The sequence below is a fragment of the Kineosporia babensis genome (assembly GCF_021129305.1).
GTDB lineage: Bacteria > Actinomycetota > Actinomycetes > Actinomycetales > Kineosporiaceae > Kineosporia > Kineosporia babensis.
In genome coordinates this window covers 66309-92305 of the sequence record NZ_JAJOMB010000027.1, presented here as the reverse complement: position 1 = coordinate 92305, position 25997 = coordinate 66309, and the positions used below count along the sequence as shown (strand labels likewise).

Below are 25997 nucleotides of genomic sequence, written 5' to 3'. Positions count from 1 at the left end.
GGATCCGGCCTTGGATCGGCACGCTGCTCACCATCCCCACCCGCAGGTCCTTCCGTCCGGCAGGGGGCGAGTTTTCGGCGGTGGTCGGGTTGGTTCTGGTTTCAGGGCTGGAGGTCTCGCCATCCGAGGCTGATGGCTTTCTGGCTGAACGGGGTGGCCAGGAGCTCGTTGTTGGCGGCCTGGTCGTTGTCCTCGTCGCGGGCCAGTTTCCAGTCGCCGTTTTCCCAGTGCAGCGCGGCGGGCTGCACGATCACGCTCGAGGTCGTACCCGCTTCCTGGGTGGTGACGACCAGGTAGCTCAGGAAGAGGACGGTGACTTCGCCCGGGACCGTGGATGGCTGGATCTGGTACTGCTGTGGGCTGACGGCCAGGGACGACCCGGACGGCAGGGGTCCGGTCGGGGGCAGCCCGTAGTGCTTACGTGAACTCTGAGCGCCCTGGGCGAACTCATCAGCCGCATTGGCCCATGCCTTCTCGGCGATGACCCGCCCGACCGCGGCCTTGCGGTCCGGATCGAACGTTCCCATCTGCGCCAGGAACTCGGCCCCCGCCGAGACGGCGCCGGCGGGAGTGCGCGGGTAGCGCACCGCGACCCCGTTGACCAGCTCGCGCCCGGTCACCAGCTTCAGATCACCCCGAACCGCCGTCACCCCAGGAGCGGTCGGCCTCTGCTGCGGGATGGAGGTTTCATCTCCCGAGGGGGTGCCGGCCGGGTTCGCGAGCGACGCCGCGGCGGGGGTGGTGGGGGTACGGGTTGCCAGGGTCATTCCCGCCAGGACTCCGGCCGTCACGAGGACCAGGCCCAGAGCTGCCGCCAGCCAGATGCCGGTGCGGCGGCGTGGCTGCAGGAAGGTGTTCCCGGCGTTCGCGCGGCGGCCGGAGGTCCTGAGGGAGAACGGCATTGGTTTCAGCCCGCCGCACCGAAGACGGTGTTGACCATCGGGATGGCGATGACGGCGGCCAGGACCCCGCCCAGGCCCCAGAGGAAGGCCCGCTTTCCCTTGTCGACGTGGTCGGGACGGTTGGACAGCGAGCCCGTGGCCATCAGGCCACCCGAGGCCAGACACGTCACACCACAGGCGATCAGGACCGCCCACTTCAGGTACGACATCAGCAAAGTCACGCCGTTGGAGCCCGCCGTCGGGTCCAGCGGGGCCGGGTTCGGGACGTTGTTCGCGGCCTCGAAGACAGCCATCAAGACAGAGTGAGACATCAGGGAGAACTCCTTGCTCGGGGAAGCTCCCGGCGCCATGCCCGGCGGGAGTGGACACTCTCCGGGGTGACGGGGGCTGTGAGTCAGGTCGGTCATCACCGACCGTCAGCGTTGCTGTCAGGCAACTGTCGGGGAATGCGAATCAAGAATCAATACGCAAAGTAGTTGCCGGGCGATCTTCACTCGCTCGGAGCATCGCTCACACTAAGCAACAAGATGGCCTTGGCCTGCACGAAAGACTCCGACAACGGACCAGATGCACACTGGATTGATTGACTCGGCAATTACTTCGCGTGATGGCGAGGCTATTTCCGGCGCTAGCGGGTTGACGGCGCTCCGGCCATCGGAAACTACTTTGTGTAGTTGTCTGACGGCCGACCCGGCGAAGATCGTCTCGTGATGTAGGCGCGGGCGCCCTGGGCTTGCGATGGTCGGCCTGGACCTCTCCCCGCTCGGGGAAACCATTGACGCCCTGGCCCTTTTCGAGCTCCGTCGCTCGGAGGGTGCCAGTGGGCGTCGCGCATCCCAAGGACATCCCGCATGCCGATAGCCGCTGCACCCTGCCCGAAAACCCGCACCCGAGTGTGGATCTCCGTCGAAACAGCCGCCGAGTTCACGCGCTCCGGGATGACCGACGGGCGTTTGCGGCCTGCTGCCACCCACGGCATGAACGGGTTCGCGGTCGGCGCTGGTGATGGTTGCGGTGCTGGGCACTGTGCCGGGCAGGGCAACTGATGACGTCGAGGCTGATCCTTGGAGCCTTGGCGACGCCGCTGGTGCTGACGCTGAGCGTGGCGATCGGCGCCGTCGGGGCCGGCGCGCTCAACTCCGGTTCAGCCGACGCGGCCGTCTGCACGGCCACCGGCACCGCGGGGACCGCCGGCTCGGCCGATCTCCTCGTGGACGGTGCGCCAATGACGGCCGCGCAGGTGGCCAACGCCCAGATCATCTCGGCCGTGGGCACCGGCTTGGGGGTCTCCGGGCGGGGCCAGACGATCGCGGTCGCCACCGCCATCCAGGAGTCGCGGCTGCGCAACCTGGACTACGGCGACCGCGACAGCCTCGGGCTGTTCCAGCAACGCGCCCCCTGGGGCAGCGAGGCCGCCCGCATGGATCCCATCAGCGCGTCGCGGATGTTCTACACCGGTGGCGCCGCAGGCCAGCGCGGGCTCCTCGACATCTCCGGGTGGGAGAACATGTCCCTGACCGTGGCCGCTCAGGCCGTCCAGGTCTCCGGCCACCCCGACGCCTACGCGCAATGGGAAACGGTCGCGGCGAGCCTGGTGGAGTCCTTCGGCCAGTCCAGCGGCAGCATCATCTGCACCGGACTGGACAGCGACCCCGGCGTCCCGGACGACCTGGCCGGCGACCTGCCCGACGGCTACGCCCTGCCCGCCGACACATCCCCGGCCGTAGTGACCTCGATCGTGTGGGCGCTGCAGCAGCTCGGCACCCCCTACCAATGGGGCGGCACCTGCACCGACCCCCACTCGGGCATCGCGTCCAAGCGCTGCGACTGCTCCTCCCTGGTGCAGCAGAGCTACCGCCACGCCGGGATCAGCCTGCCGCGCACGACGTCCCAGCAGATTCACTCCGGCAGCCCGGTCTACGACACCGCTGCCCTCAAGCCAGGCGACCTGATCTTCCTGCCCGGTCACGTCGGGCTCTACATGGGGCAGGGCCTGATCGTGCATGCGCCGCAGACCGGGGATGTCGTAAAGATTTCCCAACTGAGCGGATGGAGACCCCGGATCACCGGCATGCGTCGCATCGTCGCCTGAATCACACCACTCCAGGAACTCTTTCACCCGCACAGGCCTCGACAGCACCTCACCCGAACCGAGACCCAGCAGAACGCAGACCAGCCACCACTGCGCCAACCACACCGACGTCCCACCCCTCGGCCCCTCCACGCGCTCACGAAGGCGGTGCGCCAGCAGAACAACGACCGCCCCCGTCCAGGGCAACCACCGCATCGAGGTACTCAGAGCCATCACGCAGCCCCCGTCCTCGGGCGCGCATCACGAGGCGACGACACGGCACCTCGATCAGCAGGAACGTCGTCACCCGTGAGCGTCGGGACATCGGCGCCCAGGCACGCCAGCAGACCCTGCACCGGCACCCGAATCTTGCGCCCAGCGCGCAGCACCGGGACCGGGAACTCACTCTTGCGCAGCAGGTCGAACGCCAGCGTGCGCCCGAACCCCAGCACACTCGCCGCCGTCGCCAGATCCGTCGTCACCCCCAACGCCCGCACCGACTCCACCGTCCACACCCGAGACCCCGACTCCCGCTCGCCGCCCACGGAATCCTGAGCCAGCCACTGGGACTGCACGCTCGCTGCACCCATGACCATCCCGTCCCGGCTCACGACTGCACCTGACCGGACGAAGCCACCGAGCCACCGCACGCACCAGCCGCGTGCCGCCCACCCGACGCCCGGGGCGCCGAGTGCCGCCCCTGCTCGCGCTGGCCCTCATTGCCCTCACCGCCGGAATGCTCGGCACGTTCGGGGACTCGGGTGTGCGCACCACCGCAGGTCCTGCTCGACGGGGACAACCGCACCGCGCGAGGCGTCGAGGCCGGCGCCGTGGGCCGCAGGGTCTGCTGCTCGCGCAACCACGAGCGCACCTCCACCGGGTCGTACCGGCGCTGGCTACCCACCCAGTACATCGCCGGCCCCGCACCATCGGCGACCAGGTGATGCAAACGCCACACCGACACATGCAAGAACGACGCCGTCTCCTCGTGCGTCCACAACCGATCCACGCCCTCCATGGCCATACCCACCATCTCTCTGCGATATTCACAAGTTCTTGACCTGCGGACTTGCCGTAGCTGGATCCTGTAGCCACAGAATCGACAGGTCAACAGTCGTCAGATAATCTGTGAATATGACAGAACAGGAACAAGGGCAAGCAGGCGTGAAACCGGGCAAGCAGGGCGCTCCCGCAGCGAAGGCGACCGAGGTCGCCGCCCGCCGGATCCGTCAGCTACGCCGCGAGCGAGGCTTCAAGAGCGCCACCGCCTTCGCCGAACGCTGCGCTCAGCTGGGCGCCCCCGCCATCACCGACAGCATGATCGCGAGCATCGAGACTATGCGGCGCGGGATCAGCCTGGACGAGCTCCTCGTCTTCGCCCTGGCTCTTGATGTGCCACCGGCCCAGCTCCTGACTCCACCGGACCACACCAGCGAAGACCCGGGCACGCCGAGTGTGCTCGCGGTGACTTCCACGGTCCGGATCGAAGACCCGGACCTGGCGCGGCGTTGGATCATCGGGGACCAGCCACTCCCCGGCACCCGCGAAGAGGTCTACTACGCCTTCGCCCTCGAACACCCCACCGAAAGCGCGACAACCGAGCAGGCACTCTCCGCCCAGACCCGGGCTGTCCTGCGCGACGGCGCAGCACACCTGGCCGCCCAGTACGACGCCCAGATCGAGCAGTTCACCCAGACCATGCGCACCCAGGTCACCGACCTCCTGGACGAGCTCGATCACGCCGTCGCCGGCACCCCCGACCAGATCGCCACCAGCATCCAGCACCTGCGCAACCGACTCGCTCCGCCAACCGCATGACCCAGCAGCGAACGACGAGGTACCCCGCCCCGCCTCGCAGACTCGGCCGAACACAGCTCGCCCCGAGGTATGCTCCGGTATCTACTCATTTCACCCACGGTGCATCTCAGGGTGAAACCCAAGCCGAACAGAAGCATTCTTCTGTCGAGACCAAGGGATGGGATATGTCGTTCGCAGACATGCTGGATGCGGGGATCAGCAGAATGACCGAGCCAGCACCGGAAGTAATGCTTGAGCGCTGGTTCATGAATGCCAACCCGGAGCAAGCTCGGACTATGGCTATAGAACATTTGCACCGCCCGCGGGAGCACGAGGATCTTCATAAGTGGTGGCAGAATCCCGGCAGCTCTATCCATTTTCCAACCTCGCATGCCGACCTGGATCAAGCTGCATATGAACTGCGCGGCACCACGCACCAGGTAAAAATTTTCAGCGCAATCCAGAGGGTCGAAGGCAAGGTCAAGCAAGGGACGCTCGGTTTCACGCACCTCGAAACCTCACTCGAAGCCTTCAAAGCGGCGATGCTCGGCGTCTACGCCAAACGCGAACTCCAGATCAAACTCCTGCGCCCCGCACGGATCGCGGGCTTCCAGGGCCCCCGCTGGTGGCACTCCCAGCTCCCCGAACTGCTGAAATAGGGCCTCAGGATCCGGCCGGCCGCTGGAGCAGGAATGGGTCTGCTGACCTGCTCATCGTCCTACGGACCGTGCACCTTCGTTACCCATCGCCTGCTCGATCTCGGTCCGAGTCCTCCACGTCATTGCCTCGCTGGCTCGCTGGCTCTTTCTATCCAGTGCAGGTGACTGGCGCGCATCGAAAACACCATCCCAGAGAACGTGAATTGCCTCACGGGTTCGCACGCCATTGACCCTGACCTGGACAATGACCGACGTGCCATGAACTGCCAAAACGTTGGGTTTCTTGCCGCCGATCACATGATGGAGGAAGTCGGCGAACTGTTCCATGACGGCGAGTGAGCCGACGAGCATCAGGATCGGACCATGTTTTCCCTTGGGAAGCCCAAGGGTGCCATCGCCGTCGATCATTCCCCGCCAAAAGGCTGCGTTCTCAGCCAGAGAAGCACTGGCGGGCAGGCCCGCACTTGACTTGCGATGGACTATGCCATGCCGAGCAAGATCTTCAGCTAACTGCCGGCTACTGACCTGCGCTCTCGCTTTCATCTTCTCCGGCGCATCATTAGAAAATCTGACGGACTCGATCCGGATTTTTACTTGTAGGCAGCCGAGAAACTCAAGCCAGGCCGCAATGTGCCCCTCGTCTTTCGCGGCAAGGGAAAGAGTGATCCGATTCGTTGTGCTGATGGTTCCATCAGCCATCAGGAACCCAGCCCAGTACGCAGCGTCGTCCTCCCATGCAGGCAGGTTGTCCTTCGTGGCCTGTGCTGAAGGCGAAGGCGTCATCGCGTAGGTCATGAAGCCGAATCTTCCAGCCCGCCCGGTGGACGCTGACGCCGGCATGCTTCAGCCGGTTGCTGATGGCCGAATCTGAGACGCCCAGATCTGCAACCAGCTCTCCTGTCGATTCTCCAGCCTGGTACCGGGCGACGATGTCAGACGCGGTGTCAGCGAGCTTCGCGGTCGAGCGCAACGCGATCCCGGCCTTCTTCACCTGCTCGACGACCCAGGGCTCGGAAACTCCCAGTTCCCGTGAGACTTTCGAGCAGGATTTACCGGCCTGGTACAACTCCACCGCCCTCTGCCTCTTGGCCTGATCATGGACGGGTCGGGGCCTGGTCGCGGGCTTCAACCCCAAGGTTTTGGCTGCCTTCTGCACCGTCTTGTACGACACCCCGAGTGCGGCAGCAATCTCGGTTAGAGACTGTTTGTCGTCGATCCGGGCGCGGACTTCTTCCAAGCCGTCAGCGTCAAGGGCAGGGCGATTGGCCATGTGCCCACCGTAAAGGGCAGCACCGACAACCTTGGTCAACGTGCGCTGAACCTCGAAGGGCACCGACGGTTGCGTTCGCCGTCTCACACCGATCCAGCCTCAGACGGGATGCAGGCTCGCCCCGTTAACGGTCCTCTTCGTCGCGAGACATCAAGGCCGCGGCAACTGGCGCCCCCGGGGTGGGTGAGCCATGCAGCTTCGGGTGCGTCGCGCCGATCGTCAAGCCCTGGCCGCCGCAAGCCCCCGACCGCGCGGCGTCTGCCTTGCCCCAGGGCAAGAACGGCCCTGAACGGGGCAAAGACGCTCGCGTGCGGGATCTTTGCCTGATGCGCCAGGGCCGGGCTTGACCCTCGGCTTGTTCGCCGCACCCGCTGTGCCTGCTCATCCCCACCCCCCTGGGGAGGGCCAGCCACCAGCTGGCCCCCGAGCACAGCACCTGCCGGGAGGCACCCCATCATGAGCGCGAACACCATCGTCCGGGCCGAACTCGAGGACCCCACCCGCAACATGGCTCTCGCGAACCTGGCGACCCTGCTCAAGGACCAGTCCACCCGCGCCCTGGACGTCATCGCCGGATCCGGCGCCCTGCACGCCTCCGGCGGCCAGCTCATCCTGCGCGACACCGTCCCGCAGCTCGGCGCCGACGGCGTCACCATGACCGCCGGGACCTACGCCATCAACTCCACCGCGACCGGCCAGCTCGCCGAGAAACTCACCATCCCCCAGGCCTACCTGCGCCGCCTCGGCCAAGATCACCCCGACCTCTTCGACGCCAACGTCAACGGCTGGCTCTCGTGCACCGACAAGCGCTTCCTCGTCCGGGCCCTGCGCACCCGCCCGAACCCGAACAACGCCCCGGACGCGCCGTTCAACGCCCGGATCGCCGGCCTCAACGAGGCCCTCGGCGGCGGAGTGGACGGGACGGTAAGGGCGTTCCTGTCGGACTCCTACTCCCGGATCGACCACCTGGACGTCCTGGTTGCAGCCCTGGACGGGGTCAAGCAGTCCGGTGAGCAGGTGGTCGTGGAGGGATGCGACCTGACCGAGCAGCGCATGTACGTCAGAGTCACCGCCCCCGGCGTGCAGGCGATGGCCCCCAGTCTCCTGAAGAACTACCGCAGCCCGTTCGACTCCCGACCCGGAAGCGAACTACCGGTGGTGTGGGGCGGGTTCGTGATGCGCAACTCTGAAACCGGTGGAGGTGCCTTCAGCATCGAGCCGCGGCTGACCGTGCGGGTGTGCCGCAACGGGATGGTGATGGAGCAGTCTGTGCTGCGCAAGACGCACCTGGGCGCCCGGTACGCCGGCGGCGAGGGCATCGTCACCTGGTCCGCCGAAACCCTCTCCAAATCACTGGAACTCATCACCTCCCAGGCCCGCGACGCCGTGAGGGCATACCTGGACCCGGAGTACGTGGCCAGGATGGTCCGTCAGCTCGAAGCGATCTCCGACAAGCCGGTCGAGGACGTCGACAAGACCCTCAAGGTCGTCGCGAGCAAGTTCAAGTTCAGTGACTCCCAGCAGGACTCGATCCTGGCCCACTTCATCCGCGGCGCAGACCTCAGTGCTGGGGGCGTCATGCACGCCATCACCTCCACCGCCCAGACCCTCGACGCTGACACCGCCTACGAGATGGAATCCGTCGCGGTCCAGGCCATGCAGCTCGCCGCCGCCACCAACTGAACAACCCGCCACACAACCCGGGCCCGGGGCACCTCCATCGAGGAGCCCCGGGCCCAACCTCTCCACAGCCCCCGTCGGCTGCCCGCGCAGCAGCCGAGCAGAAACCCTCTCTCGGAAAGGACTCTCAGCGTGAGCATCCACCTGGACACCGGTGCTCTCGTCACTGCGGTTCCGGTTGCGGAACCGGACGCTTCCATCACCGTGCTGCCACCGCGTGAACGTGGGCTGCACGAGTGCGGGGCGCACGATTTCGAACGAGAGGTCGCCGCCCATCTGGAACGACTTCTCCGCCAGCCGGTCACACGGCTGGTGCACCGCGAAAACCCCTGGTACCGGCGCGTCTGCCCGGCCGCGACGTTCACCGACATCACCATCGGCGGCCACCACGTCGCGATCACCGCGTGGACCTCCTACGAAGGCCGGCGCTACGACCCCACGCAGTACGCCCTCACCCTCGACGAGCAGTCCCTGGCCTTCTGCCGGCTGCCCGTCGACGACCTGGCCGGGCAACTGGCCCGGGCGGTCTGGCTGCACCACCTCGATCTTCCCGCACACGAACACCCACCCGCCACCGGCGAGGACGAAACCCCGCCGTCCACGCCCATCGAAGAGGAGCCCTCTGTGCACGCCGACCAGCCACTGCTCGACACCGTCATCGCCCTGATCCGCCAATTCGTCCCCGACACCACCCGCATCACCCTGACCACCGGTGACGAACCCGGCCAGGGCTTCCACCTCACCGACATCCAGACCCGCTCACACAGGTCGATCGCCACCAGCGAGCCGAGCCTGATCGGCCGGCTCGACGACGACCTGTGGACCTACCTCAACGACCTGCGCTGGGACGCAGCCGTCGGCGAAGACGACTACGGAACAGCCCACCTCGACCTGAACGACGACCTGGTCACGGCCCGGACGGTGTGGTCCTGCATGACCTGCGGCTTCGACTCCGCCCTGATCCGCGAAGAACGCGACCACGCCCACGACGCCTTCGACAGCGCACACCCAGCGGCCTGGCACGCCGAACACATCCCGACCGAGAGCGCACACGCCGAGCACCACGACCACCGCTGAACACACCACCGTCGGTCCGGGGCCACCCAGAAACGGCTGGCCCCGGACCCTTCTCTCCACCCTCAAGCGTGAAAGGTATTTCTGTCATGACCCGTTCGGACATCCCGCTGGTGGTGCTGGTGACGTCGCAGCACCTGTACGACACCACCCATCAGATCATCGCGCAGATCGGCTACCAGGACTCCAAGGGCTGGTGGCAGACCCCCACGTGGGGCTGGTGCCAAACCGCCAGTCAGTACGCGGATTTCCAGATCACCGGCTACGTCGACCTCGAGAAAGGCACCGTCTGGGGCTACAGCCACTACTTCAACCCGCACCAGATCAGCCTCGACCAGGCCGAATCCATCGTCAAAGTACTCCGGAAGATCAAACGCGGACTGGACCGAGCCGACACCGAACGCGGATACATCCCCGACAACAGCTTCCACGAATACGTCATCCGCATCACCGCCGCCCTCGGCATCACCGACTACCGCGTCCCCACCGGCGACAGCCCCAGCAACAGCGGTCACGACGTCCGCCAAGTCAGCGGCGGCGGACTGCGAACCTGGCTCCACCACCGGGTCAACGAGATCGCCCACCTGGCAGCCAACTGAATCCACGCTGTGCCCGGCGGCACGCCATAACGTGAGAATCCTCTGCAGGAGTGACACTTTCGTCGCGATTCTGACCGCTCAGGCTCGCCTCCTCAGCCGGGCCGCGGCCAGGGACCTTGTCTGTGGCCCCGGAGCGGGCAAGAACGGCCCGCTGGGCCAACGGCGGTGGTTCGCCCTGGACTCGGCCGGGCTGGAGGAGGCGGGTGACGCCTGCGGTCAGAATCCGCACGCCGGAAAGGGCGCTCTCCTCATGCAGTACATCAAGTTCGACACGTCCGTGATCATGCTCGTCCCGGACGAAACCGCTGTCCCCGAAATGGAAACCCGACTGGCCCATGACCTGCTTGATATCAATGACGTCCACCGGATTCTGGTGTCCGCCCGCCCGAAGGCCATCCCGGCACGCCCTGGCGTGTGCCGGATCGGCGGTCACGACTTCCTCAGCGACTGGAACCTCCCCCCGGACCGGGACGTGCCTGACGTGTGCCGCGAGCACGTCATCACCGCGATCGAACGGGACCACGCGGAGATGTTCGACTACATCCGCGAAGCCACAAACGGCGAGCTACAACCGCGCATCGAGCACACCGGCGGCGGTACCATGACCATCATAATCCCGCTCCCAGGAGCGACCGGCGAGGACTGGCCCGTCCCGCTGTACATGGGCCTGCAAGAAGACACCAACGACCTCGGCCGCTGGGCCGGCGGAGTCGGCTTCTACCTCACCGAGGACGACGCCATGAGCGGCACAGAAACCACCGTCGTGCGTTCCTACAAGTACGAGTACACGGGCCGCGAGTGGGCGCAGCAGGTCGCCGAGCACTACCGTCGCCTGCGCAGTGGGACTCGCTGACCTGGATCTCGGATTGAGTCAGCGTTCGTCAGGAAGTGCCCTCGCGCTACTCTCTGTCCAAGGGCACTTTGGCTGACGCCCGTGCTCCTTGCTGCGCGAGTAGGTTGCCGCAGCAGAGGCTAGCCGCACGAAGGCTCCCTCCATCCCGATAAGAATCGCCTGTCTGCGGCAATTCGCAGTCAGCGTCGACGAGCAACCCGAACGTGGACGCCGGGACCTCGCTGCTTGCGCAAATCGATCAGTGTCTCGTGAAGTGATTCCTTACGCTCGGCGGAAATATCAGGGCACTCGTCGATAATGTCGTCCAGGCGAGCAACGTCCGTAAACGGCGCACCTTCGATGACTGAGAAGGTTGCGGGCACGGAGATCGCTTCATACTGACCTTGCGACCGAAGCTTTACGGCACCCCAGTCCGTAGCGTTCCTATTGGGACTGATGGAATCAAATGTCATCATCTTGATATCGGATTGGATTTGGGCCCGCTTGCGGTCTAGGAATGGGTTTCCGTGGAACTCGGTCGACCTGCCGTGCACAAGTATGTATTCGGGCTTCCAAGCGCGCTGGGCCATATGCGTGGGGATCTGGTAATCCCTCAGGAATATTTCACGATTACCCGGCTGGTCGAACCAGGAGCGCCACTCGACGATCTGATCAATAGACTGTGTCAACTCATGACTCTGTACTTCGCCAGCCGTGAACCACGGCTTGTCCGCCCGTTCGATTTCGATGAAAACCGGCATGAGATGGGCGCTGTCCGTGGCGATCCAGAGGAAATCAGGTACGCGCTTCCTGAGACCGGGGAGCGGGGGTTGGGAGATGACGGCACTAGGCCAGGGAGAAAACCCGGTTCTCATGCTGTTCCCGCTTGAGCCAGGCAGCAGACAAGGGTGACGTTCAAAGAACGACTGAGCTTTTCGCTCGACGTTGAATTCGCCTGCATTCAAAAGGCGCTGGTACTCAAGGGCAAGCGCATCCACGTACGGCCCAGCATCGGGAGCTCCACTGCCCGCAGGTGCCGCATAGCCAGGTAGCGGCGTAGTCCATGTCATCGGTCTAGTCTGCACTAGCCAAGCCTCCCGAGACGCGGTTTAGACTTGAGACATGATCGAGCCGACTAGCCCGGCCGAGGTACTGTCCGCTTGGAAGGCCTGCGTCAGCGGAGCGCGAGAGGAACACAACAGCAGCGGACTGACCCCTGATCTTCCTTGGACGGACGGCGAGTGGGAGGACCGTTCGGATCTGAAGGTAGCCGTTGATCGGAATCGAATTCTGGTAATCCCGAACAAGGAAGTGACAGCGTTACGTAACGCGTGCGCCCGCTGGCCCAAGAGATCCGAGGATGGTCACAATCAGCTGACCGCAAGTTCGCTTCTCGTTGCGGTGGCCGAGCATCGAGCTAGGAACGACCCAGACTGGACTCCGCCCATTTTGAGGGGGGTTCAAAAATCGGTCGTGACCGTACCCGTCGGCGGAATATTCGGCACGGACGACGTAGTGAAACTCGGGACGAACTGCGTGGCTGGCCATATGGGCAAGTCCGTTCAATCCAAAATCGACTCTCTGGTTGCTGAAACAAGTCCTGAGATCGGGATGTTTCGCTTCACGGACGACGTGACATGGAGTCAGGAGTGGGTTGCCGCTGAAGAAGATGATGGACTGGCTGCGGATTACGAGGAGATGCTGATCAACGACGAAGGCTGGACGCCTTTCGTCGTCGCCTTGCGGGTGAATGATTTCGGCTCGGCGGCGGTGGCGGCAGCGCTCCGCGCGGTCCAGTGTTTCTGCGCTGCTGCCTGGATTTTGGACACCCCCGCTGACGTCAACCGTCGCATGCCGTGGATCTTAGGCTGGGATGGTCCTACCATGCCCTACATTACAGACCAATCTGAGCGCGCAATGGAGTTCTTCACCTCAGATCCATCAACACGCCGCAGAGAATTCGCCTTGCAGGGATCGGTTAAATGGCAGCCATCCCATGAGCCAGTTTCAGTAGGCTCGGCAACCTCTGACGATCTCGCAGCCCTTCTCCACGTCGTCAACGGATCCCTCGGAACGGACAACCCCGCGGCAGCTGAGTTATGCGCCTTAGTCTATGCGGGCCATTTTGGAACCAGCTTCGGAGCTGGGCAGATAGCTCTAGACATTGCCACAGGGCGGGCGCGATCGCTAATTGACGCGAGCCCAGCCGAGGATGCGCATCTAGTCCTTCGACGTGCTCTTCACACCCTTGCAATAACAGGAAACAGCGTTCGCTGAATGTCTGATTTGCATGATCTCGCGCCCCCTACCTCTGTTCGCCTCCGCCGCTGGCCGGTATGAACGCTTTCGGCCAGAATTCAGCCCAGTTGCTGCTGCCCGTAACGGCAGAGTAGGATATCGGAACTGGCCGAATAGTATACCGACGAGGCCGGATCAGTGGCCGGGGCCTGTTCCTGTTCCTGTATCTATCATTCGTTCTGCGGCGATCGCTGAAGCTGCTCCAGGCGGCCTTCCATTCCAATTAACCCTGCATCGGCACTAATTTGCGTAATCCAGTAGTCCACCTGTTGATGCCTTTGCTCCGTGATTTCGAAGTTGGTCGATGGGTCTGCCACGAGATCCGCGCCTGACGAGAAGTCGTTATCAGATATTCTTACAAGACCGGACAAGTCCAAGAGATTGGCAATGTTTCCGTCGCTCTTCAAGGAGAGTGTTCTGGGTTGAGGAACTACTTCAGGGACTACTCCGGCCAGGCTGGCCAGGCTCGCGACCACCGTAGGACTTGTAATGCCTTCGAGAACGCCGTCGAGCAATTCTCGCAGCCAAGAAATCTTCAGCCAGTTACCTGTTGCGGGTTCGCTGTTTGATTCATCATAAAATTCAAGATCGCTGCTCCCGATTACATCGAGGGTGAAGGTTAGGTCCGATAGCGGCTGACCGTACTCCTGCGGAAGCACGACCCTGGCGACCGCTCGAATCTCCTTCAGTGAGCCCGATGCGGGCGGCATCGACCACTCCAACTGCGCACGCCGGGCGCGATTCAGGCCGGCGCGTCGGAAAGAGCTCGACACGGTGGCGCCATTATGGCCGCACCACTGCTCCAGTGCCCGCGCGATCGATGATTCATCAAGGGAGGATGCGAGGTCGTCGACTTTTCTCTCGGAGAGCGGTCTCCAGCTTTCTGGATCAGCAAGAGGAATAACCATGCCCGTCCTCAGTGCAAAATCGTAGGTGCCGCTCGTTGCAGGCGCGCTACCGGTCAGTGATTCCAGACGCCTGGAGCTAACTGGCGATTGTGAGCCTTCTTGAAGAAGGCGTGCGAGATGAGCGCGATCAGCATACGCGTTCGCTCCAGGAATTCGAACATGTGCAGCCCCGTTCCTCAGAAGGGGGCGCGGGCACGTAGCGGTATCGACGCGAATGACCTGGATATACTTTCCTGAATCTGTGGCGACGTCAATAATCTCGGGAACCCATACCGGCTCGAAGCTTTTCCAGCAGGCGTCGGCTATCCTCACTTTTTCTCTTTCGTCGACACCCACGATTTTGCGATCGTCTGTCACTCCAACAAGAATTACCCCGCCGTAAGAATTTGCCATGGCCGCCACTGACTCGACGACTCTTTTCGTGTACTGTTCCTTGAACTCCAGGACTAAACTTTCCGAAACGCTGTCCTGAACGAGCTGACTGATCCGAGCGAACGTGATGTCGTCCGGAGGACACTGGAGAATCGTAGCGATTGCGGCCATGAGATCAGCATGACCGAACCGTGACACGGACGGGTGGCGCAACGCCGTGAAAGATGGAGTCCGGCAGCTTGCCGCCCCGGGCGCCAGAGGTGTTCGCTTACGGCGTTGCGCCGCCGGGCGGAAAATTGAAAACCGTTCAATTCGATCCCCTCGGACATTTCGTTGCGAAGCCCTCAAAGCCGTTCGTACGCAGGTCGCCCCTGTCGGCTCGCGCTTTCGTGCACTGACTTTCCAGCGATGCTGACGGTTGTTCTGGACCGTTGCGGTACCTGGTTCTGCCCTTGAAGCCTTGCCTCCCGTTCATAGGTCCTGGCAACGGGAGTGCTCGGAACATCTTGGTTCGCAAGAACGGCTCACAAGATCTTCCGCGCTCGTTACCCGTTGCCAGGACCACCATCGGGAGGCAGAAACCGCCTTCGGTCAGAACAGCCGGCACCGCGACTGCGGCCCGCCGGCTGACCTCACCGCACCGAAGGAAATAGACGCACCATGCGTATTTTCGCCGACATCTCACCCCGCCAGCTCATCCCGAACGACCGCAACCGCGTCATCACCGAGACCGCGGTCGAGGAGATGATGGCCTCCATCCGCGCCCTCGGCATCCTCCAGACCCTCCTGGTCGTCCCCGCCGACGCCACGACCGAGAACACGGCGGACGAGGACGCCGAACCTGAGAAGAAGTGGCGGGTCATCGCCGGGCACACCCGCCGCGAGGCCGCCCTGCGCCTCGAGCTTGCGACCGTGCCGTGCCTGATCGCCGAGAACTCCGATGAGGCCACCGAACTCCTGCGGATCTTGGGCGAGAACCTCAACCGCAAAGGCCTCACGGTCCTGGAAGAGGCCGACTACTACAGTCAGCTCGCCCTGCTGGACGTCACGCCCGAGCAGATCCAGTCGACCCTGGCCTTGCCCGCCGAGCGGGTCCGGTCCCGGCTGGCCCTGAATGACCTGCCCGCGACCGCGCGCCCGAAGGCCGCGCAGGCGGTGGAGGCCGGGACGCTGGACCTGACCCAGATCGCTGCGCTGAACTCCTTCGCCGACGACGAGAAGGCGATGAGCCGGATCCTGAAGAAGGACCACAACACATGGGGTTTCGCCCACGCCCTGGCTGAAGAGACCCGCAAACGCGATCGCCGTGAGATGGTCGCCCAGTTCAAGGCACAACTCACCCTGGCCGGCGTCAAAATCGTCAACACCCCCAAGAACTGGCCCTACACCTCCCGCGAAGCCGAAGCCTCCACCCTCCTGGACACCGACGGGAACGCGCTGGACCCGAACGAGGTCAAGGCCAAGCCGGGGTTCGCAGCGTTCATCAACACCGACTACACACCCCGCATCGTCGTCATCTGCCTGGACCCCGAGGCCTCCGGGTACACGCGAACGCAGTACACCCGGTTCGTGCCCGACGCCGAACGCGAGGCGAAGGAAGCCGCTGAGCGAGAGCGAGTCGCGTACCAGGAGGCGCTGGTCGACGCAGCGCAGGTGCGCCGGCGGTTCCTGCACGAGAAGTACGCCACCGCCCGGGCATCCAAGAAACTGTTCCCCGAGGCGTTGCGGTTCGTGGCCGGGCGGCCAGAGAAGGCCCGCATCAGCAACACCCACTTCAGCGACCTGGCCCTGACCCTGGCCGGGATCCCCGCGACGGTCGCCAACCTGGACGAGGCCGCCACGGGCGCGGGGATGGACCGGTTACAGCGGATCGTGGTGGCCCGCTGGCTCACCACATCCGAAGCGAACCTGGACTCGATCATCGCGCAGCGCTGGGACGTCGACGAACCCGCCGGGGTGGCCTACCTGGAACGGCTCACCGCGGCCGGGTACGAACTGTCCGAGGCCGAGCAGCGACTGCACACCGAGATCACCCAGACCATCGCCGACGACGCGGCCGAAGACCAGGACGACGAAGACACCAACGACGACGAGGACGACGAGGACGACGAGCCGGCCGAGGACGACGACTCCGAGACCGACACCACGGCCAACGCAGACGACGAAGCCGTAGCACTGGAGACGCACGACGGGGACCAACTCGATGAGAACGGCCCGGAGGTGACGGGATCCGAGTTCGTGTCACCCATCGTTGACGACATCGATGCTCTGGCAGCCCAGTTCGAGTCTGTCGAGGCTGATGAGGTCACGGACGAGCTGGTCGGCGCGTCGAACCACTGATCACCCCGGGGTGGGCCCGCGCCCTTCGGGGTGCGGGCCCACCCTCCACCTATACCCGTTGACGTATTGCAGTGACAGGACTTTGAACCATGAACGCCGACAACTTCTCTCAAACAACATCATCCACGCCCGGGCGCTCTGGTCCGGTTCCGACTGTCCGCCTGAGCGACCCCGGGGCCATGACGCACGCACTACCGCTCATCCTCGGGATCGAGCACCTAAGCGATGATCTGGTGCTCCTGGCCACCAAACGAGGCGCCAACGTCCTGACCGCGCGGACAGACCTTAGTGCCCTGTCCGAGCGCCTGGTCTGGCTTTCGGTCCAGCACGCCCTGATCAAAGCCGGCGCCGAACAGGTGCACGTCGTCGCCTACCCCGCCGGGCCCGTGACCGATCAGGTGCTGAAGGACCTGCACGCCCACCTGATGCACTTGGCCGAAAAGACACCAGCCGGACTGGAGCTCGGGTGGGTGATCACCGGGGCGAACGGGCGGTGCTGGCTGCACGACGTGGCCGGTAGCGCTCCGGCCGGGCCGGGAACAGCCGTGCGTGAGGAACCACAGACCGCTCTGGCACTCAAAGTCGCCCGTGGTGTGCCAGCCGCATCCCGAGCAGACATCGATGCCGCCACCAGGCCACTTCCACCAACCATCCTGGCCAAGGTCAGCGCGGCCATCGAAGCCCTCCCGGCCGACATGTTTCCGGCGCAGGCCCGCACGGACGTACTACGGGCGCTGGAACGACGCCGCGAGCGCCCGCTCGCGTGGACCGCCAGCGAGGCCGCGAGCGTACTGGAGGGGCTAAGGGACGTGTCGGTGCGCGATGAAATGGTCCTGCTTTCGGACGAGGTCCACACGACCTGGACCTGGAGCACGCTGCTGCCGTACGCCCCGCTGCGGTGGGTGGCGCCGGTGGCAACCCTGGCCGCGTTCTCGGCCTACCAGCACGGCCACAGCATCCTGGCCCGATCCGCGCTCAACCGTGCTTTGCACGCCGACGGGGGCTACCCCCTTGCCCGCTTCCTCATGCAGGCATTGGACGTGGCCTTGAGCCCCGAGGACATCCGAGTGAACATCCTCAGGCCAGCTGCCGGCCGACTTCAGCAGCCGTAACCCGCACGGTGAGGCGGTGCTCCCGAACATCATCGGGAGCACCGTCACAGACTCACTCCCTCGCCTGGTGGGCAGTGCAGTCCATCGCCCGCCGGATCTTCTACCGCGAGCAGCAGACCGCCTAGTTGCAGGATCCCGTGAGCTGGCTGTCGAACGTACAGTCCTCCGAGTTACTGGAGCCTTGGGCTCCAGCACCCTGCAGCCAAACTTCCTGGTCGTGGAAGCCGTGGCCGTGTTCTCCAATTGCTGCGCCAGAACGGGTCACTGGAGTCCAATCTCACCGACGCAGTGGCATTCTCGATCTGCACCGACGACTGAACTCGTACCCATACTGTGAAAGACTCTGCCAGTGGCAGTCGCTGCCCTGGTGGGGCGCCTGAGCGCCGCCGTACACTAGTAGTCCCATTGGATGGGCTGCTCATGCGCGCGATGTCAACGGGGCGCAGCCGACAGGGCGAACCAGGATCACTCCGTGGCGGGCCCGTGTGATTGCCACGCGGAGAACACGTCTCGCGGCCTGCTCCTTCTTGGCATCCCAGGCGGGATTGAGTAGCGGGGCTGAGTACTGCCCTTCGACGATGATGACCGCGTCGAACTCCTTGCCCTTGGACTTGTGCATGTTCATTAAGGTCACCGGGAGGGACTCCATCTGCGCGGCGTCCAGGGTTTCGTTGGCCAGAACGTGGCGAACCGTCCCGACAGCGTCGCCGTAAGCGTCTCGCCCGTTCCACTGGTCGATGAGGGCCCAGGCCAACGCGTCTGTTGCCTTGAAAAGCCGCAAGAGACGAGCCTTCCCGAAGATCTCTTCCAGTTCCTTGGCGCCATGCAGGCGATTGCGGGCTACCTGCCAGTCCTGCACGGGATCGCCGCTGAAGTTGAGGTCGGCGTCGAAGGATCCGGCAATGATCTGTGCGGTCTTGGATTTGACGGTTTTGCCCGCCTGGTACGCCGTGACCGCCTTCTCGATTGTGGTAATGGTGCCACGGGCGCCAGCTGTACCACCGGCAAGCTTGATGCGATAGAAGTCTGCTATCGCGTTCAACGTGGCAACGATCGCGTGCTCACGCAGCTGGTCTGGCCATTCGAGGATCGAAGCGACCACGTAACCGGCTGCAGCCGAAAGGTTGGCATCCCAGTTCAGCTCGTGTTCAATCGGAAGAAGTCTCTTGCCTTGGTCTTGCGGATGGGCTTTTTCGTCCGCGAGAGACTCGGAAAGTTGGGCTGCGAACTGGTTGGTCGTGGTTAGCAGCGCGATCGTAGGCATCCGGCCAAGCTGGGGTTCGAAGTGCTTCTGCAAGCGGTCAATGGCCAGGTGCGCGAATGCCTCACATTGGTTCGGCCATCGATAGTTCCACGTGATCAAGTTCTTGGGCGGTAGTACGGATGCGTCGTTGCGCAGTACGGCGTTGGCGTAGTCCAGCAGCCCGCTGGTCGGGCTGCGGTGGTTGTCCTTGGACAGGTCGAAGGAGGTGGGTTTCAGATGTTCGACGGCTTGATCGATTCGTGCTTCGTCGACTCCGTCGATGAAGTCGTAGATGCGCTGATCGCCGTCGGCCAGGCAGATGATGGTGGAGGTCTCGCTGAGGGCGCGCACGGCTTCCCACTGATCGTTGTTGGTGTCCTGGAACTCGTCGACAATGATCAAGGGGTAGGTGTCGCTGTAGATTTCACGTACGGCCCGGTGCGTGGCCAGGACAGCGGCTGCGGTCTCGGCTAGGCGATCGAACACGTAGCGGCCTTGGACTCGGGCGAGGCGCCTGGTTTCCTGTTTCCAGTCGCCGTCAAAGTCGGCGCGTAGCTGGTGCTCGCGGTCTGGGACGATGAACGATGACGGTGTTCCTGTCATCAAGGGTCCATGCGCGCGTACAAGTTCGAGGAAGAACGAGTGAAAGGTTCGTACCTCCAGCCTGTTGCGGTCCGTCGATGTGAGCAGGCCCTGCATGCGGTCCGAGATCTGCCGGACTGCGGCTCGGGAGAAACTGAGGAACAGGACGCACTGCTCGTCTTCCAGGTGAGCGATGGCCTTGCTGGCCTTGAGTAGAGCGATGGTCGTCTTACCGCATCCCGGACCGCCTTCGATGAGCAGATGCCCAGCAGTGTCGAGAATTTCTTTTCGCTTTTCATCGAGGGTCAGCATGAACGTCAGCTCGCGTCGTTGGTCGGCGGTACGGCAGGTATTTCCGAGTTCGGAAGGTCTGTGTTGACGTCGATCAGGAACGTGACCAGAGACTGCGGAAGGTGTTCGAGCCTGGAACATTCGGCGAGCAGGAGGGCCGCGTACCCGCCAGCGGTTCCCTTTCGCTTCGTCAGCAGATTCAGGACGTAGTCGCGCACATCTCCATCGTTAGCAACCGGTGGAAGCGGATCACCGCCCGGGTAGTCGTCGCGTAGTCGCGCGCTGGCGGCGAAGGCCCGCTGGATGTGGATCGGCGTCTCCTCGACCAGGAGAGCCTCGATTCCCTTGTAGGGGATTACCTGATAGCGGGTGAATTGTTTGGCCTTTTGCTGCAGGGATGCCTCAAAGGGCTTCGTCGGGGTGTCGTGAATCCCGAACACCGGCTTGCCCATGGCCGCGAAGACAGGCCCGTACAGGGGAACGACCGTATCGCCGCCGGCATCGAAGATGGTGATGCCTGCCAAGTCGAGGTGCAAGTAGTCAGGGATGCTCGGGTCCGCGTCGAGGAAGTCGGAGATGGCATGCAGGACCGCGGCCTCGGTAGCTCCCTCTACCACGAGGACTGCTCGCGCCAGGACTGCCTCAGCGAATTGGCGCCGGTTGTCCCGGAAACGTTTGATCTTGAAGTCTGCGGGTAGCGCGACCGTGTTGCTTTTCAGGACGCCGGTGTTGTCGCGGCTGAAGACGACGATGTGTTCTGGGTCGAATTTTTCGATGATGTAAGGAGAGTGAGACGTGATGATGACTTGACCCATGCGCTGGACGACGAAGTCGACCAGGCGCCGCTGCGCGTGCGGGGGCAGTGCGATCTCAGGTTCTTCCATGGCGAAGATGACCGATTCATCGCCTCTGAGCTCGGCGATATACGTCAAGAGGGCGAAGACCAGCAGGTTCAGCGAGCCGGTACTGAGCCGGTTGAACGGTACCCCGTGGGCGCCCGGCAAGGGGGCCAGGAACAGCCGAAGGACCTCACGCAGGTGCTCGCGGGTCAAGTCCGATACCCGAACATCGACCGCGCTCGGGTCATCGGTCAGGCTGAGGAAACGCTCGACACGAGAACGGACTTCGGTCTGAACCTTCAGGAACGGCGAATCATCGCCGATCAGGACCACTTCGGCCAGTTCCTGCAGTGCCTTCTCCCACAGCTGCCCATGGGACTCCGACTCAAGCCGGACCACGGTGTCCAGCAGAGAACCACGCTGAAAGCTTAAAGCTCTGTTGCCCGTTCGGTTTGTCCGCAGATACAGGAAGCCGACCATACGCTTGTCTTCGCGGGTGAAGGACTTGAGCCCCGATCCGAGTCCCGAGTACTCATCAGTGAGGTCGTCGGCGACCGGTGTGGGGTGCGTGAAGAACGTTCCCCCCTCGAAGTCGTCTTCGGCCGCATTGAATCGGCCGATGAACGCCACGGGCAGGCACCATTCTCCCTCGCCACCTGGCTGATTGCCTTCTGCTGGCCCTTCAACAAAGTCGTTCTTCTCGACCGACCATCGGCGAAGATGGCTGCGAAAGCGTCGCAATGCGTCCGGGGCAAGGCCGGTCAGCACCACGTCGATACGTATCTCGATCGGTCCCTTGTCTCCGTCCTGGTAGTGAGCTGCGTAGAAGTCGTACTCATCGATCACCGGCCGGCGAAACATCCGCTCCGGGCCGAGAACGAGCTCCAGTGCCTCGCAAACCGTGGATTTCCCCACGCTGATGGAACCCACGAGCAGAGCGTTCCCGTCCAGGGTGACGGTTCCCTCGCGGACTCCGCGAAACCGAGTCAGCACCACACGCCGAACCTGCATCTCCAGCTCCCAGCATTTGCTTACGCTTACCTGCCGTCAACTCTTTGCAAGCTGCGGCCTCGTCATCATGCCGGAAACCGCTGCGAAGAGATCTTCTGACCGCTACACATCGTTTTGCGAGGCCATCGTTCAGCGTCTCCCGAGACGGCCGTGGTTCAGTCGCATGCAGGCAACGCAGTGTTGCCGAGCAGTAGGGCGTCCACCTGTCGGTGATGCCCGAGCACGTCGAGCCTAGGCTCGTCCTGCAGCAAGCCGTTCATCTCGTTCAGCGCGTCACGAGCCAGGCTCGTCGCGCCGTGCTGAGCGAGGCGCTTCAGTTCCTCGTCATCTAGCAGCCGGTTCATCGTGCCGGTCCACTGCGCCTGCAGGTGCCACGTGACCCGCAGGGACTCGTCGTAGACGAACTCGACCGGTTCGACCGGGGCAGGGCCGGGCGGGATGAGTTCCACGGTCGGCACCGAGTAGCCGACATTGTGGTAGGCCGCTTCCAGGATTGTGAGGTTCTGCACGATAGTGGCGTCGATGACGAGCCCGGGCTCGGGCACGTGGATCACCATGTGCCCGTCGGTCGTGCCCTGGTCCGTCACCACCGGCGCCTGGTCTCCTGAGCCGGTGTCGGTGGCCTTCCAGCCCTGAAGGGGCCCATTGGCCACGCGTTGGTAGACCGTAGCGGTCGCCGCAACGGGATGCGCTGCGATCCCGAGATGCCCCAGCGCCCCGGCGATCTGGTGGCAGACGATGACGCAGGTCCCGAGCTGCGATCGGCTGGCGCGCTGATGCCATGCAGCCGGGACCGCATAGATCGGGACTAGCGGTCCCGGCACCAGGTGCAGGGCCTCCAGCAGCGGACTGACCTTGTAGGACGGCATCCGCTCACGATTGAAGCGGCCCACGGCTCCAGGACGCTCTGCCTTGGCCCGGCGCCGTGTGCTGTGTGCACGGTCGTTCTTGCGTGGCCGCTTCTTCGGGCTCATCCAGGTCCCCTCGCTGCCCCGGTGGCCAGGCCCCCTGCTGGCTCCGGACGAATCGTAGCGATCCCCCCTCGGCCTCACGTGCGCACCAAGCTGCTGCGCCCCGGACCGGCAGGCCCGCGCGGCACCTGAAACCTCGCGCGGGCGAGAGCCCACCTCCGTGGAACGTCGGTCCTGCTGACGCCCGGGGCTGGCCGGTGAGGCTGGCCTCGCGGCCAGGCCGGTCAAGAACCGCCCGCGGGCATCGGCAGACCATCATCTGCAGGCCCTCGTCGATGCCTGCGCTGGGCGTTCTTGACCGGCCGGTGGCCTGGCAAGGCCCGTGGCGCCTCAGCCAGCTCCGGCCGGCGCAGCAGCACTAGCCGCTGCGCGCGTGGCCGGTTCTTCATCAGCGCCCAGGGAGTTCACGTGCCCGACCCTCACACCCCCACCACCGCGACTACCGAGGCCGTCGCCTCGGCCAGCACGGCCAACCCCCCGCCGACCCCAACGTCCTCGCACACACCCCTGGCTGCCGAAGATCCCCAGACCACCAGCACGCCGCACGAGCCCTCAGAGCCACACCCATGGTTCCTGGACATCGACGGCGACTGGGTCGCCGTGACTGGCACCACCAAAGGCGACCCGCTGATTGCGGTTCTGCTGCCGCGTCCGTGGGTGTGGTCGCGCACCGCGAGCGGGTACGTTCTGCCGCGCTCGCTGAAGCCCTGGACCCGCCAGTCACGCATCGATGAGTTCCTGCGCACCGCGAAGGACAAGGGCGTCACCGTGGAGGTCGAGGACTCCGGCGCGACTCTGAGCGAGGCGGAACGCCGTCAGGGCCGTGAGGAGCGCCTGGACATCAAGGCCGAACGCCACGAACACGCCGCGGCCAAAGCCACCGCCCGCGCCGACGCCGACGACGCGGCCAGTGACCGGATCAGTTACGGCTACCCAATGGGCCAGCCCATCCTGATCGGGCACCACAGCGAGGGCCGCCACCGGCGGGACCTGGAACGCCGGGATCGCCTGGACGAGCGCAGCCTCGAAGACCGCCGCGAGGCGCGGGCGCGCGCGCAGCTGGCTCAGGGGATCCGCCGGGTCCAGGAGCAGGGCGAGAGCCCGGTGACCATCGGCATGCGCGTCGAACGCCACCAGGCCGAGATCCGCCTCATCCAGCGTCGCCTGACCCGCCACGACCTCGCTGTGAAAGAACAGGCCCTGCCGGAGGAACAGCGCACCGGCCTGACCGTGATGAGCCAGAGCTACCTGCAACGCAGCATCGCCGAACGCGATCGTCTCCAGGAAGCCGTTGACCTGGACCAGGCGGTCCTGGCCGCGCTGGAAGCCGAGGGCAAGCTCACGGTGTTCGGGCCGCACAACGTAAACGTCGGCGACTTCGTCTTCGCCTCCGGGTACTGGCACGTGGTCCGCAAGGTCAACAAGAAGACCGTCTCCGTGCCCTCGGTGGTCGGCGGGGACTGGCTGGACAAGCTGCCCTTCCTCAAGATCACCGATCACCGGGCCCCCACCGCCGATAGCGATGCCGCTCCGGAGCCAGCCTGATGAGACAGAGCAGGCTGACTCGTCGTCCGCCCAGGAAGTGGCCCCAGGACCTTAACCGCATCCTCCGTGTAAATCAGGACCATGACTGTTTACAGAAGTGTTCCCGCCGAGGAACCGTGCCCGATCTGCGGTAGCGCCAACGTGGTGAAGGAGGAACGCCACATCGCAGGTAGTCGCTGGGAGAACAGCGGTGCGCCCTACCAGTGCAGGGAGCCGCGATGTCCCGGTAGAACCGGTGAGTACATCGCTCAGCCGACGCCCTGACCTCTCGATCAAGGCTGGGACCATCGGATCCGATAGTCCCAGCATGGGGGAAACCAAGAACCACATGATACCGAGCGACCCCGAACGGGCTGCCTACCGCTGGTGGCTCCTGCTGCACCCCGACGGCAGGGAAGCCATGCTTACCTGGCAGCTTGATCCGGCTAGCGAACCACCGCAGTCGGCCGTCCAAGCTCAAGGCCCCGCCGGCCTGGGCGTCACCGACCAAGGCATCCACGACGAAGCCGAGGTCTTCCTGAAAAACATCAACATGAACCAGTGGACGCAAGAGGCCCTTACCTGGCCCCTCCTGCCCGAGAACATTCGCGAGCAGGTGCTGCGTCTGGACACCTCGCTGGACGATACTTTGGCAGGAGAACTGAACCTACGCGGTTTCCCGGTGTCCGTCGTCGCCCCCGGAGTTCCCATGGCGATGCTGCCTGTGAAGGCCGTTCCGTTCGTGACCTGGATCCGCACTCTTGTCAGCTGAGCCAAGCCCGTCATGGGTCACTCGGATCAGACGCTGATCAAGGCGGCAGTCACTGACTTCGCCGGGCCGGAGTGACCACCTGTGGTGAATCCTCCCATCTAGAACCTCACGGTGGCAGTTTCGTCCTCGCCGTGCCTTGTTCGAGCACGTGGTGTACGCGCTACCTCTATCCAGCTCGGTCGCCAGCGTCCAGGCGGTCGGAGCGCTCGACTCGCAGGGTGATCTGGTCGAGGACTTCGCCCTGGAGTTCATCGCGAAGCAGGTCCCACACGGAGGAAGGGCGCTGCATGGAAAGCATGGCCTTCATTTGCGCTCGGGCCTCCGCAATTCGGCTTTCCGCTTCGGCAGTTGAGGGCTGATTGGGCATCGCGCACACCAGTGGTACGACTCGCGGGCCGAGGCATGCGGCGTGGACGCCTAGTTCGGCACCTGCAAACGCAACGTTCGACCCCCGGGTCAGGGTCAGCGCCACATCACGCAAGACGCCCAGCTCGTAGTCGATGCGTCGTTCGCGGACCAACCGGCGATCGGCCTCCGCTGACTGATCACGGCTGATCTTGATCGAGCGAAGAGCCAGAACGATGGCTACCGCGCTGGCCAACGCTCCGAAGATCTGCGCGATGTCGACAACCCATGCCAGCCAGTCCCGGTCACTGCTCAGCTCTAGGACGGCCGCAAGGTCTGATGTCTTCGTGTTGATCCACACGGCAGGCAGGATGCCAGGCGTTCCCGGGCGAGGACCCGGCGGGCCGGTCCTGGTGTAGATCGAGCAACCACGACCCCGTGATCAGCTGTTGCTGGCCTTTCGCGGTGTGACGCCAGAGCCACCCGTAGGCGGAGTGGCCGGCTT

The 25997-nt window shown here is 64.3% G+C and carries 24 protein-coding genes; 12 read left to right on the top strand and 12 right to left on the bottom strand.

Going from position 1 to position 25997, the window contains the following annotated elements:
• Positions 1 to 101 precede the first annotated feature (101 nt).
• Both LR394_RS35255 and LR394_RS35250 read right to left on the bottom strand, forming a co-directional pair.
• Positions 102 to 902 carry a hypothetical protein gene (locus tag LR394_RS35255; protein ID WP_231449019.1) on the bottom strand — a complete coding sequence of 267 codons (801 nt, stop codon included), beginning with the start codon at positions 900 to 902 and terminating at the stop codon, positions 102 to 104.
• Positions 903 to 907: 5 nt separating this feature from the next.
• Positions 908 to 1195, bottom strand: a complete 288-nt coding sequence (locus LR394_RS35250) for a hypothetical protein (RefSeq protein ID WP_231449018.1) — start codon at positions 1193 to 1195, stop codon at positions 908 to 910.
• A 779-nt stretch (positions 1196 to 1974) separates the two neighbouring features.
• Between LR394_RS35250 and LR394_RS35245 the strand changes: the two genes are divergently transcribed.
• Positions 1975 to 2994 carry a C40 family peptidase gene (locus LR394_RS35245; protein WP_231449017.1) on the top strand — a complete coding sequence of 340 codons (1020 nt, stop codon included), beginning with the start codon at positions 1975 to 1977 and terminating at the stop codon, positions 2992 to 2994.
• Positions 2995 to 3206: 212 nt separating this feature from the next.
• Here LR394_RS35245 and LR394_RS35240 read toward each other — a convergent pair whose 3' ends face one another.
• Positions 3207 to 3584 (bottom strand): hypothetical protein, encoded by a 378-nt coding sequence (locus LR394_RS35240; protein ID WP_231449016.1) that lies wholly within the window; start codon positions 3582 to 3584, stop codon positions 3207 to 3209.
• A complete protein-coding gene (locus LR394_RS35235; protein WP_231449015.1) occupies positions 3581 to 3991 on the bottom strand; it encodes a helix-turn-helix domain-containing protein in 411 nt (136 codons plus the stop codon). The genes LR394_RS35240 and LR394_RS35235 overlap by 4 nt, the downstream gene beginning before the upstream one ends.
• A gap of 116 nt (positions 3992 to 4107) precedes the next feature.
• Here LR394_RS35235 and LR394_RS35230 point away from each other — a divergent pair, with 116 nt between their 5' ends.
• On the top strand, positions 4108 to 4791 hold the full coding sequence (locus tag LR394_RS35230; protein ID WP_231449014.1) for a hypothetical protein: 684 nt from the start codon (positions 4108 to 4110) through the stop codon (positions 4789 to 4791).
• A gap of 164 nt (positions 4792 to 4955) precedes the next feature.
• The gene (locus LR394_RS35225) at positions 4956 to 5429 is read left to right on the top strand and encodes a hypothetical protein (protein WP_231449013.1); all 474 of its coding nucleotides are present in this window, start codon (positions 4956 to 4958) and stop codon (positions 5427 to 5429) included.
• 51 nt (positions 5430 to 5480) lie between these two features.
• Here LR394_RS35225 and LR394_RS35220 read toward each other — a convergent pair whose 3' ends face one another.
• Both LR394_RS35220 and LR394_RS35215 read right to left on the bottom strand, forming a co-directional pair.
• Positions 5481 to 6224, bottom strand: a complete 744-nt coding sequence (locus LR394_RS35220; RefSeq protein WP_231449012.1) for a hypothetical protein — start codon at positions 6222 to 6224, stop codon at positions 5481 to 5483.
• Positions 6121 to 6699, bottom strand: a complete 579-nt coding sequence (locus LR394_RS35215; RefSeq protein ID WP_231449011.1) for a helix-turn-helix domain-containing protein — start codon at positions 6697 to 6699, stop codon at positions 6121 to 6123. Before LR394_RS35215 ends, LR394_RS35220 begins: the two co-directional genes overlap by 104 nt.
• Positions 6700 to 7155: 456 nt before the next feature.
• Here LR394_RS35215 and LR394_RS35210 point away from each other — a divergent pair, with 456 nt between their 5' ends.
• The 4 genes from LR394_RS35210 to LR394_RS35195 all read left to right on the top strand — a co-directional run bounded on the left by LR394_RS35210 (position 7156) and on the right by LR394_RS35195 (position 10905).
• On the top strand, positions 7156 to 8382 hold the full coding sequence (locus LR394_RS35210) for a hypothetical protein (protein WP_231449010.1): 1227 nt from the start codon (positions 7156 to 7158) through the stop codon (positions 8380 to 8382).
• A gap of 129 nt (positions 8383 to 8511) precedes the next feature.
• Complete coding sequence (locus LR394_RS35205; protein WP_231449009.1) at positions 8512 to 9456, top strand: hypothetical protein; 945 nt, start codon at positions 8512 to 8514, stop codon at positions 9454 to 9456.
• 86 nt (positions 9457 to 9542) lie between these two features.
• On the top strand, positions 9543 to 10052 hold the full coding sequence (locus tag LR394_RS35200) for a hypothetical protein (RefSeq protein ID WP_231449008.1): 510 nt from the start codon (positions 9543 to 9545) through the stop codon (positions 10050 to 10052).
• Positions 10053 to 10302: 250 nt separating this feature from the next.
• Positions 10303 to 10905: a hypothetical protein gene (locus tag LR394_RS35195; RefSeq protein ID WP_231449007.1), complete on the top strand. Its 603-nt coding sequence runs from the start codon at positions 10303 to 10305 to the stop codon at positions 10903 to 10905.
• 179 nt (positions 10906 to 11084) lie between these two features.
• Here LR394_RS35195 and LR394_RS35190 read toward each other — a convergent pair whose 3' ends face one another.
• Positions 11085 to 11954 (bottom strand): Shedu anti-phage system protein SduA domain-containing protein, encoded by an 870-nt coding sequence (locus LR394_RS35190; protein ID WP_231449006.1) that lies wholly within the window; start codon positions 11952 to 11954, stop codon positions 11085 to 11087.
• 52 nt (positions 11955 to 12006) lie between these two features.
• Between LR394_RS35190 and LR394_RS35185 the strand changes: the two genes are divergently transcribed.
• On the top strand, positions 12007 to 13161 hold the full coding sequence (locus LR394_RS35185; protein ID WP_231449005.1) for a hypothetical protein: 1155 nt from the start codon (positions 12007 to 12009) through the stop codon (positions 13159 to 13161).
• A 191-nt stretch (positions 13162 to 13352) separates the two neighbouring features.
• On the opposite strand, the gene LR394_RS35180 is transcribed toward LR394_RS35185, so the two are convergent.
• Positions 13353 to 14633, bottom strand: a complete 1281-nt coding sequence (locus LR394_RS35180) for an AlbA family DNA-binding domain-containing protein (protein ID WP_231449004.1) — start codon at positions 14631 to 14633, stop codon at positions 13353 to 13355.
• A 489-nt stretch (positions 14634 to 15122) separates the two neighbouring features.
• On the opposite strand from LR394_RS35180, the gene LR394_RS35175 reads away from it, so the two are divergent.
• Both LR394_RS35175 and LR394_RS35170 read left to right on the top strand, forming a co-directional pair.
• The gene (locus tag LR394_RS35175) at positions 15123 to 16802 is read left to right on the top strand and encodes a ParB/RepB/Spo0J family partition protein (protein WP_231449003.1); all 1680 of its coding nucleotides are present in this window, start codon (positions 15123 to 15125) and stop codon (positions 16800 to 16802) included.
• A 179-nt stretch (positions 16803 to 16981) separates the two neighbouring features.
• The gene (locus LR394_RS35170; protein WP_231449002.1) at positions 16982 to 17914 is read left to right on the top strand and encodes a DUF4192 family protein; all 933 of its coding nucleotides are present in this window, start codon (positions 16982 to 16984) and stop codon (positions 17912 to 17914) included.
• 418 nt (positions 17915 to 18332) lie between these two features.
• Here LR394_RS35170 and LR394_RS35165 read toward each other — a convergent pair whose 3' ends face one another.
• The 3 genes from LR394_RS35165 to LR394_RS35155 all read right to left on the bottom strand — a co-directional run bounded on the left by LR394_RS35165 (position 18333) and on the right by LR394_RS35155 (position 22854).
• Complete coding sequence (locus tag LR394_RS35165; protein WP_231449001.1) at positions 18333 to 20051, bottom strand: UvrD-helicase domain-containing protein; 1719 nt, start codon at positions 20049 to 20051, stop codon at positions 18333 to 18335.
• Positions 20052 to 20056: 5 nt separating this feature from the next.
• Entirely contained in the window at positions 20057 to 21799 is a 1743-nt protein-coding gene (locus LR394_RS35160) for an ATP-dependent nuclease (RefSeq protein WP_231449000.1), read from the bottom strand.
• A gap of 236 nt (positions 21800 to 22035) precedes the next feature.
• Entirely contained in the window at positions 22036 to 22854 is an 819-nt protein-coding gene (locus LR394_RS35155; RefSeq protein ID WP_231448999.1) for a hypothetical protein, read from the bottom strand.
• Positions 22855 to 23259: 405 nt separating this feature from the next.
• Between LR394_RS35155 and LR394_RS35150 the strand changes: the two genes are divergently transcribed.
• Positions 23260 to 24396, top strand: a complete 1137-nt coding sequence (locus LR394_RS35150; protein WP_231448998.1) for a DUF3560 domain-containing protein — start codon at positions 23260 to 23262, stop codon at positions 24394 to 24396.
• A gap of 307 nt (positions 24397 to 24703) precedes the next feature.
• A complete protein-coding gene (locus LR394_RS35145) occupies positions 24704 to 25147 on the top strand; it encodes a hypothetical protein (protein ID WP_231448997.1) in 444 nt (147 codons plus the stop codon).
• 166 nt (positions 25148 to 25313) lie between these two features.
• On the opposite strand, the gene LR394_RS35140 is transcribed toward LR394_RS35145, so the two are convergent.
• Positions 25314 to 25853 (bottom strand): hypothetical protein, encoded by a 540-nt coding sequence (locus tag LR394_RS35140; RefSeq protein ID WP_231448996.1) that lies wholly within the window; start codon positions 25851 to 25853, stop codon positions 25314 to 25316.
• Between the last annotated feature and the right edge of the window lie 144 nt (positions 25854 to 25997).

What these genes read in the sequence shown, in the direction of transcription:
- LR394_RS35145 (WP_231448997.1), top strand. Translation starts at nt 24,704, where the DNA reads ATGGGGGAAACCAAGAACCACATGATACCGAGCGACCCCGAACGGGCT.
- LR394_RS35225 (WP_231449013.1), top strand. Translation starts at nt 4,956, where the DNA reads ATGTCGTTCGCAGACATGCTGGATGCGGGGATCAGCAGAATGACCGAG.
- LR394_RS35165 (WP_231449001.1), bottom strand. Translation starts at nt 20,051, where the DNA reads ATGCTGACCCTCGATGAAAAGCGAAAAGAAATTCTCGACACTGCTGGG.
- LR394_RS35235 (WP_231449015.1), bottom strand. Translation starts at nt 3,991, where the DNA reads ATGGAGGGCGTGGATCGGTTGTGGACGCACGAGGAGACGGCGTCGTTC.
- LR394_RS35230 (WP_231449014.1), top strand. Translation starts at nt 4,108, where the DNA reads ATGACAGAACAGGAACAAGGGCAAGCAGGCGTGAAACCGGGCAAGCAG.
- LR394_RS35215 (WP_231449011.1), bottom strand. Translation starts at nt 6,699, where the DNA reads ATGGCCAATCGCCCTGCCCTTGACGCTGACGGCTTGGAAGAAGTCCGC.
- LR394_RS35170 (WP_231449002.1), top strand. Translation starts at nt 16,982, where the DNA reads ATGACGCACGCACTACCGCTCATCCTCGGGATCGAGCACCTAAGCGAT.
- LR394_RS35190 (WP_231449006.1), bottom strand. Translation starts at nt 11,954, where the DNA reads ATGACATGGACTACGCCGCTACCTGGCTATGCGGCACCTGCGGGCAGT.
- LR394_RS35210 (WP_231449010.1), top strand. Translation starts at nt 7,156, where the DNA reads ATGAGCGCGAACACCATCGTCCGGGCCGAACTCGAGGACCCCACCCGC.
- LR394_RS35200 (WP_231449008.1), top strand. Translation starts at nt 9,543, where the DNA reads ATGACCCGTTCGGACATCCCGCTGGTGGTGCTGGTGACGTCGCAGCAC.
- LR394_RS35180 (WP_231449004.1), bottom strand. Translation starts at nt 14,633, where the DNA reads ATGGCCGCAATCGCTACGATTCTCCAGTGTCCTCCGGACGACATCACG.
- LR394_RS35220 (WP_231449012.1), bottom strand. Translation starts at nt 6,224, where the DNA reads ATGACCTACGCGATGACGCCTTCGCCTTCAGCACAGGCCACGAAGGAC.
- LR394_RS35195 (WP_231449007.1), top strand. Translation starts at nt 10,303, where the DNA reads ATGCAGTACATCAAGTTCGACACGTCCGTGATCATGCTCGTCCCGGAC.
- LR394_RS35185 (WP_231449005.1), top strand. Translation starts at nt 12,007, where the DNA reads ATGATCGAGCCGACTAGCCCGGCCGAGGTACTGTCCGCTTGGAAGGCC.
- LR394_RS35250 (WP_231449018.1), bottom strand. Translation starts at nt 1,195, where the DNA reads ATGGCTGTCTTCGAGGCCGCGAACAACGTCCCGAACCCGGCCCCGCTG.
- LR394_RS35155 (WP_231448999.1), bottom strand. Translation starts at nt 22,854, where the DNA reads ATGAGCCCGAAGAAGCGGCCACGCAAGAACGACCGTGCACACAGCACA.
- LR394_RS35255 (WP_231449019.1), bottom strand. Translation starts at nt 902, where the DNA reads ATGCCGTTCTCCCTCAGGACCTCCGGCCGCCGCGCGAACGCCGGGAAC.
- LR394_RS35175 (WP_231449003.1), top strand. Translation starts at nt 15,123, where the DNA reads ATGCGTATTTTCGCCGACATCTCACCCCGCCAGCTCATCCCGAACGAC.